This is a genomic window from Rhizobium sp. H4 (assembly GCF_003013335.1).
GTDB lineage: Bacteria > Pseudomonadota > Alphaproteobacteria > Rhizobiales > Rhizobiaceae > Rhizobium > Rhizobium sophoriradicis.
In genome coordinates, this window is the sequence record NZ_PSOW01000022.1 from 85,245 (window position 1) to 92,997 (window position 7,753).

Consider the following 7,753-nt stretch of genomic DNA (forward strand, 5'->3'; position numbering starts at 1 on the left):
TCGCTTTTGGAATAGTAATGTTTGAGCCTGAACGAACATGGATAAGAGTTTCACTAAAACAATCGAAACTTTTTTACGTGTTGTTAGGATTTGACCTCTTACCCATTGCGTCTTTCGAGAAACTAAACGGAAGGTTAATACCTGCAGATTTGCCGGATCAGAACGTGGGAGTGGATCTATCTGCACCGAGGATCGATCTCCAGCACGTTCCCTGTCAGCTTTCCGGACAGTTCCGAATTCGCCAGGAATTGCACGGCGTGGATCACTGTTCGAAGCACGTCATTTTCGCTTGAAGACGTAGAGTTCACATCGCTGGCGTGTACAGCATTTATCCTCAGCCCGGAACCGAAATATTGCCTAGCAATTGCGGAGGTAGTAGTGCGCAACGCCGCTTGAAGGACGGCTTCTGCTTCCAGCGAGGTCGTCTCTTCGAACCATGCGACGTCCACTACGGCAAGCTCCGCGCCCTGAAGTCGAGAGCTAAAGGCACCTGTAACTCTGATTAGATTGGATACGGCATCAAGCCCCAGATTCGCGCTGGATAGCGATCCCGTTACAGTTTGGGTTGTTTCATTTCTGCGGAAAACTATGTTCACCAGAACGTCGACCCGTCTCCAGCGCAAATACACCTGGTCAGCCATTGAGTTGACGTAAACGTCTCTGTTCGGGTTGACTTTGACCGGTAAAAAATTGTTTCCCTGGCCTTCAGCCAGGGAGGCGAAGTCGGCGGGATTGGCGTCGCCTACGGCGACCCGATAGCCTTTTTCTATAAATGAGCGCGCCAAACAAAGACCAACAGGATTTGACGCGCCTATCAAGACACAGACTTTTTCCCCAGGAGAAATGTTGGCGTCACTGTCACGTTCAACCAGTACCTCGGTCGATGGAGTATGACACGCCTTGTGAGTCAGAGACGCTTGTATCACGCGCCGGTCGCCGCTTCCGGCAGATTAAGAAGGTCGACAATTTGTGCATTTTTGGCCAAGTTTAGCACTTATAACTCCCGGTCCGTCGCTGCGTCTCCCGCGAACAAGCAATGCGCGGGCGATATAGTAAAATTTTTGTCCGACAATCTGTCAATTCCTTTTTGCGATTTTCGGCGGACACATGTCGAGACCGGCGTCATTTTGAGGCCTCATGCCCGCAATGCCGTAAGCATCGGTATTCCGACACCCGGTTGAGTTTGATGTGGTCTTTCCTGTTAGTCTTCTCTCGCCGCCACGTTCCGATTTGATCGCGCTTTTCGCGTTCGCGCGGCACAGACAACAGCACGCCTATGGCAGCACAAGCTGTTTGACCATCATCAGGTTTCGTCCTTACTCTTCTTTTGCCCAATCAGACGCCCGGAGTCCGTACCCGCTAAGAAGAGCGCAAAGTCAACTCAATGCGACGAGGCGCGGCTTACGCATTGATATTTGCCGCGACCGCCTCGCTTAGTAGGCCAAAAGAACTCGTCGACGTCTTTGCGTCTCCGAGTGTTGAGCCTGGAGCGTGCCTCTCTTATACGTCATAACCGAAGTATGCTGATGCGCAGGTTAAGAGGACCAGCGTGTGGCGAAATCGTGGGGCCATCCTACAGCACAATCATTTTTCTCCGTGTCGACTCAACGGCCTCCAAGGTCGGTTGGCGTAGGTTCTCTCCCACTCATAGCACTCCCACCCTTCCCGTGACGGGCTGCGATCGAAAGCAGCCCGTCACCCCTCGCCTTGGGAGGCATCTTTAGATTGATTTGCCGTGCGGGAACTCCACTAGAACCGTGGCAGATTTCCCTGATGCTGCCTTGCCTTTGATCAGGAATAGCATTAACGTATATCAGACAATCTGTCAATCTGTTCGAGGCTTGTGGAAGCCAGTCATCGCATCATTAGAGGCTTCCCAACTGCAGCGCTGAAAAACTAGGAGGCCATCTCGAGCGGGAGAACGTGGATGTCGGTGCTGGTGATGATCCGCCATGACGAAAGCCTAGGGAATGAGAGATTCAACCGGCCTCCACAAAGGTCCGAATCGGTCATGTACGCGATCAAAATCGCTCGCACGCCATCCGGTCTCGAGCTTTAAAGGTTTGGAAAACTAGTCCCGGCATGTGCGAGTTGGTGTTCATAGATAGGTTATATTGGATGACCGAAAGTTTGTTCAGCAAGCCCGATGAAGGGACCTTAGTGAAAGACAACTTTATCGAGGGCTCCGATCCCGAACGTCTTTTGCCTTTGATATCATCGCCCCTGGCGTCCTCTGACCTTGCTCAACACGACAGTAGATCGCTTAACTCTCGCTGCAGTCGAATTTCCCTTGATGGTTTTGGCGTTGCGGATGCCCATCATGAAGAGGCGTTCTCGGTCATGATAGATTCCCCAGTTGACGTCGTAACGGTCTTCCTGCCGGCGTCCGGGAATGCAGTCTTTCATTGGTCTGGGCAACAGGTAGAGTCGCCGCATGTTGCAGATGCTCCGCTGAATGCCCGACAAGATGGCATAAGATCTCAACTGTCATTGACGATCGATACGCAATCCTTGCGTGACAAGCTTTCTCGCATGCTCGATCGGACGATCAGCGGAAATCTGCAAATTCAGCCGACCCTTGATCTTGCATCGAGCGCGGGAACGCTCATGCGAGAACTAGCCCTGTCTGCCCATCGCGGCCTCAGTGCCGGGGGGGCTCTGCGACAATGCCCGTCGGCCTATAGCTCGCTCCTCGACGCGATAGAGTACCTTTTGATCGAAAGCTGTATGCATCGCTATACCGATGAACTTCGTCGTCCGGCTCCGTCTCCCACGCCTCGCCACGTGAAACGGGCAATGGAGTTTATGGAAGAGCATATGGCTCAACCCATTTCCCTTAACGATATCGCCGCTGCGGCCAAGGTCAGCGTGCGGACTTTGCAGCACGGCTTCCGACAATTTCGTAATACCAGCCCCACAATGCACCTCCGAGACTTGCGTATGTGCGCAGCTCGACAGGAACTGCTGCAAAACGGCGCTAAAATCAGCGTTTCGGAAATAGCGCTTAAGTGGGGCTTCACACACCTCGGCCGTTTTGCTGCAGAGTACAAGAGACGTTACGGCGAACTGCCATCTAAAACAGTGCATATGAGCGATGTTCTGCCGCATAGGCGATCTATGTGTGCTTCGCAGGCCTCTCCGCCCGAAAGCTGACCCGGAAATAGCCCTTCGCGATGGCGCTGTGGTTCGCAGCGCTCCACCGGGCTATACCATCGCTGCGCCCTTAATTTTTCGGTCTGTCGCCACAGACGGTCAGCAGCCGAGCGTACAGTGCTTCAAGGTGATTGGTGATTTGGATCATTTGCAGCCGCTCTTGCTCCAGGCGCTGCGACTGTGCATCTTCGTGGCTTTTTAAGTGGGTATCTGTCTTAGCCTGTTGCCCGAAATTGATTGCGATAACTTTGGACATCTTCGAACTCTCGTTGAATTTCGTTAATACTCCGCGTCTTGAAGGAAGACAGTCGCGGAAGGTGAAAAAGCAAAAGTCTGCTAGGCAGCTGCGATGCGTCCTGATTGGTGCCAAACCTTTGCTCAAAACTAAGGAAGCATTCCATCCCTTGTTCAAGCGGAGTGATTCCGTAGCTGAAGGTTGGGTCGAAGTCGCGCCTAAGTCCGAACCGGTTGGATCCGATCGCCGTTGATCGATAGAATGCCAGAGACCTGATCGACGACCGGGCCGATGATACCATCTGCTACCTCAACGACGACAATGGCGCTGTGGCTAGACCGATGGGATTGGTTATCTCGGCAGCAAGCTCTATCACCGGAATGACAGAACCGGCAGATCCCTGAACCGAGAACATGCGTTAGGGGCAGCGGCGTCGCCTCTGCTAACCCCCGGATTTCCGGGATCAACGTCGTCTTCATGCAGAACTGCTGGCTGCCAGATGGAAACCGATAATATCCTGCGGTGAATTATGACATGATTCATTAAAACTCTTCCCATTCCTTAGTCGCGACAGCGGCTGTAGTACGTCCGCCGAAGGCGCCGGCAAGCTTCTGGGAGAGGGCACGCGCTGGCGAGGCGGCCGGCTTACCGTTCTGGTGGGCAACACGCCGTACAAAAGTCGAACCGTCGAGCCTGAAGCGCGCAATAAGCCGCGCCAGATTGGAAGCCTCATCCGCCAACCGGTTGGTGGCCGCCGTCGATTCTTCCACCATCGCCGCATTCTGCTGGGTTGTCTGATCCATCTGGTTGACCGCAGTGCTGACTTCCGCCAGCCCGGTCGATTGCTCTCGTGCCGCCGTCGAGATCGTATGAACGTGCTCGTTCACCTTGATCACGTGGCCTCGGATTAGACCAAGGGCATCGCCTGTGGCCGTTACCAGCCTGACCCCAGTTTTGACCTCGTCGCCGGACCGGTTGATCAGCGCCTTGATATCCTTGGCGGCAGTGGCGGAGCGCTGTGCCAGTTCACGCACCTCCTGAGCCACAACGGCGAAACCCTTTCCAGCGTCACCCGCACGCGCCGCCTCGACGCCGGCGTTGAGGGCCAAAAGATTGGTCTGGAAGGCGATCTCGTCAATGACGTTAATGATCTGGCCGATTTCATCCGAGGCCTGCTCGATGCGGCCCATGGCGGCGACCGCGTCTTTGACAACCGCGCTCGACTGCTCGGTGCTTCTGCGTGCCTCATCGACCATATGGCTGGCTTCCGTGGCTCTTTCTGTCGAGCTTTTTACCGCCACCGTGATTTCCTCAAGCGCCGAAGAGGTCTCCTCCAGGGCCGCGGCTTGCTGTTCCGTGCGCTTTGAAAGGTCGCCTGAGGCGATGCGCATCTCGCCGGCTCCGCCGTTGATCGTGTCGACGGCGGAGCGAACCTCGCCTAATACGGATCGAAGGGCTGCCATGGTGGCGTTGACATTACTCTTCAGTTCACCAAAGGCTCCCTGAAACTCGCCGCACATGTTTTCCGTCAGATCCCCATCGGCAAGCGCTGAGATAACTCGGCGAGTTTCGGCGATGCCCCGGTCAACAGAGGTGACCAGCTCGTTGACGCTTCCTGCAAAACGGTCGAGAGCCGCATCGCCGTATTTCTTGGTGATGCGATGGGTGAAGTCACCGGCTACGGCGGCTGACACCACCTCGGCAATGCTCGACTGCAAGTCGGCGCTCTTGGCCTGCAACGCGGCCTCCTGCGCGTTCAGATCGCGGGCCTTGATGCTGTTTTGCTTGAATACCTCAACGGCTCTCGACATCTTGCCGATTTCGTCGGCGCGCATTGCGAAAGGAACCTCAGTGTCGAGATTACCATCTGCCAGTACGCCCATCGTGGTAGTCAACCGCGAGATCGGATCGGTAATCTTCCGGATGCAGTAAAGCAGGGCTATAATGCCCGTCGTAGTTGCCAGCGCCATGGCAAGAATGGTGACCAAAACCGTCGATGAAACGGCGCCCATCGTGTTTCCGACGGCCGCGACTCCACCACGCTTGTTAACTGCGACATCCTGGTCAAGGAGCGCTCCGCTATCATTATACAGTTTCGTCGTGGCGTCACTCGTTAGAAGAGCAAATGCTTCATCCTTCTTGCCTGCCTGCATTAGTTTAACAATCCGCTCGCCATCCTCCTGATATTGCGTCCACAAAGCGGAGAACGCGTCATAGGCCTGACGCTCCTCGCCGGATGTCACCATCGGCTCATATTCACCACGGGCATTCGCGAGATCCTCCATCTTCTGGCGGAAGGTGGTGATATTATGCGCAAGGCTCGTCGAATCTGATGAGTTTGTCACCAGCCTGAACTGCAGGATGCGGTAGTCCCCGGTGATCGTATTGATCCGATTTATCACATCGATCGATGGCAGCCAGTTGCTGGCAACTTCGGATATATTGCTCCTAATGGACAGCAGCTTGACGATACTCACGATGCCCTGGCCCGCCGCGAGAAGAGAGAGCAGAACAAATATCAAAGATAAAGCGAGTCTAATGGACTTGGGCATAAAGGCAAACCTTTTAGGTGAGGTGGACGATCGACTTGTCTACTCAAATCTTCCAATTGCCGTTTCATTCATTCGAACGGCAGATCAATCTTGTGGGTCTGTGACATAGCTGAGAATACCTATTGGTTGCGTTGGTTAATGAAGCCTTTCCTGCCCGTCTCGAATGCAAAAAGACGACGTTTTAAGGATAGTCAGGCGTCCAATGGATCGTCCGCGCTTACAAGGAGGATGCAGCCGGCAAAATTTCATTTGGCGCCGTTCGAAGAGCATCATCGTTTTCAGCAACCGAGTTTCGCCCCGCCACGAGCGACCTAGAGCAAGTCCTGCGATCGATGAATCGATTGTGATGTGACGGCGTCCATCGAAGCTGATTCAACTCCACAGAGAAGAGGTGGATGATGGGACAAGCACTGAGCGATGATCTTCGAATACGGGTTTTGAAAGCGTCTGCGGCGGGCATGTCGGCTCGACAGGCTGCGGCTCGTTTCGGAGTTGGGATTTCGACGGCGATCCGCTGGATTGCAAGAGCGAAAGAGGGTGAGCTGACTGCTCGGCCACAGGGCTGGAGACGACCTTCGGCAGTGGATGCACACGAGGAATTCGTTGTGGCGTTGATCAACGAGCGTAGGGATGTGACGCTCGATGAGATGGTTGAGCGCTTGTCCGTCGAGCGGCAGGTGAAGATCAGCCGCAGCGCACTTGGCGCTTGGCTTCGAAGCCGTGGGTGGACCTTTAAAAAAGACCGCACACGCACTGGAGCAGGACCGACCGGACGTCCTGAAGCGCCGGCGCGCCTGGTTCGATGGTCAATTGGACCTCGATCCGGAGAAACTGATCTTCATCGACGAAAGTGTGCTGCAGAGGCACGGAAGGAGTTCAGTGTGAGCTAACCCCGTAACGTGAAGCTGCGTGAATGATGGAGGATGGCCCTCCGGGATCGGCTTTCAGGAGCGGGTCTCAAACCAGTCCGAGCTGCTGCGGTAAAGAGCCGTGGTGGTGAGCGCCGGATGAAAAGTTCGGACGAGATCCGAGCAGGTGCGTGTCCGAAAGACGAACGAAAGTGAACCCTCCGAAGACGCGCCGTTATGAATATAAGCGTCGTCGAAACCAGGACTGTTTCGTCATCCTGGGACAAGTCCGCCGGGTGCCTGATGATTGGGCGGGCGGCGACCGGCGTAGAGGGGGCGTGAGTTGGACACAGGCTTTCACCCGGAACTGCAGGAACCAGGCTCCTGATGCCAAGGGAGAAGCCCAAGCGGAGAAACCGTAAGGCGAGAGTACCGATGCAGGAGACTGGGGCGGACCGATCCGTATGAGCGTTGAGGGCCCTGTAATGGGGCCGGAGCAAAGGGATCGGATCAGGTGGTCGTATTGTTTGGAACAACTGGAAACAGGATGACTTCGATAGGTACGACAGACAAGCCGTTTCGGATTGAGAAGCGGCAAGTGTACGAAGCTTACAAAGCGGTCAAAGCCAACCGTGGTGCAGCCGGGTGGACGGTGAGACCCTGGAGATGTTTGACAAAGACCTTGCGAGAAATCTCTACAAGATCTGGAATCGGCGGTCAGTGATCGGATCGCGCAGATGGTGGTCAAGCAGATGATTGATCCGGAATCCGACATCAAAGCTGTTCGACAATCTTCCGCATGATCTCTTGCTGAAGACGGTCAGAAAAGACGTTAAATGTAACCGGTGTTCTCCCCCCACATTGTCCTTCGCCGCCTAGTCTGTGATCGAGATTTCCATGGATGAAGAACGGGAGTTACTCCATGGAGACCTCATTGGAGTTTCTCACAACCAGGAAGCCTGGGC

4 protein-coding genes and 2 pseudogenes are annotated in these 7,753 nt (G+C 54.7%); 3 read left to right on the plus strand and 3 right to left on the minus strand.

The features are described 5' to 3' along the window. Positions 1-176: 176 nt before the first annotated feature. The gene (locus C4N04_RS27775; protein ID WP_011053351.1) at positions 177-926 is read right to left on the minus strand and encodes an SDR family oxidoreductase; all 750 of its coding nucleotides are present in this window, start codon (positions 924-926) and stop codon (positions 177-179) included. A gap of 1,192 nt (positions 927-2,118) precedes the next feature. On the opposite strand from C4N04_RS27775, the gene C4N04_RS27780 reads away from it, so the two are divergent. Next, positions 2,119-3,153 (plus strand): AraC family transcriptional regulator, encoded by a 1,035-nt coding sequence (locus C4N04_RS27780; RefSeq protein WP_106797514.1) that lies wholly within the window; start codon positions 2,119-2,121, stop codon positions 3,151-3,153. A 70-nt stretch (positions 3,154-3,223) separates the two neighbouring features. Here the strand turns inward: C4N04_RS27780 and C4N04_RS27785 are convergent, their stop codons facing one another. Beyond that, entirely contained in the window at positions 3,224-3,409 is a 186-nt protein-coding gene (locus tag C4N04_RS27785) for a hypothetical protein (protein ID WP_106797511.1), read from the minus strand. Between the two features lie 521 nt (positions 3,410-3,930). Then, complete coding sequence (locus tag C4N04_RS27795) at positions 3,931-5,940, minus strand: methyl-accepting chemotaxis protein (RefSeq protein WP_004673275.1); 2,010 nt, start codon at positions 5,938-5,940, stop codon at positions 3,931-3,933. A gap of 398 nt (positions 5,941-6,338) precedes the next feature. Here C4N04_RS27795 and C4N04_RS27800 point away from each other — a divergent pair. Both C4N04_RS27800 and C4N04_RS32610 read left to right on the plus strand, forming a co-directional pair. Continuing rightward, positions 6,339-6,789, plus strand: a pseudogene (locus tag C4N04_RS27800) (transposase); the annotation flags it as partial. A gap of 546 nt (positions 6,790-7,335) precedes the next feature. Beyond that, positions 7,336-7,631: pseudogene (locus C4N04_RS32610) on the plus strand (group II intron reverse transcriptase/maturase); the annotation flags it as partial. Positions 7,632-7,753 lie beyond the last annotated feature (122 nt).

Coding starts and splice junctions, on each gene's coding strand:
- C4N04_RS27780 (WP_106797514.1), top strand. CDS start 2,119: ATGACCGAAAGTTTGTTCAGCAAGCCCGATGAAGGGACCTTAGTGAAA.
- C4N04_RS27785 (WP_106797511.1), bottom strand. CDS start 3,409: ATGTCCAAAGTTATCGCAATCAATTTCGGGCAACAGGCTAAGACAGAT.
- C4N04_RS27795 (WP_004673275.1), bottom strand. CDS start 5,940: ATGCCCAAGTCCATTAGACTCGCTTTATCTTTGATATTTGTTCTGCTC.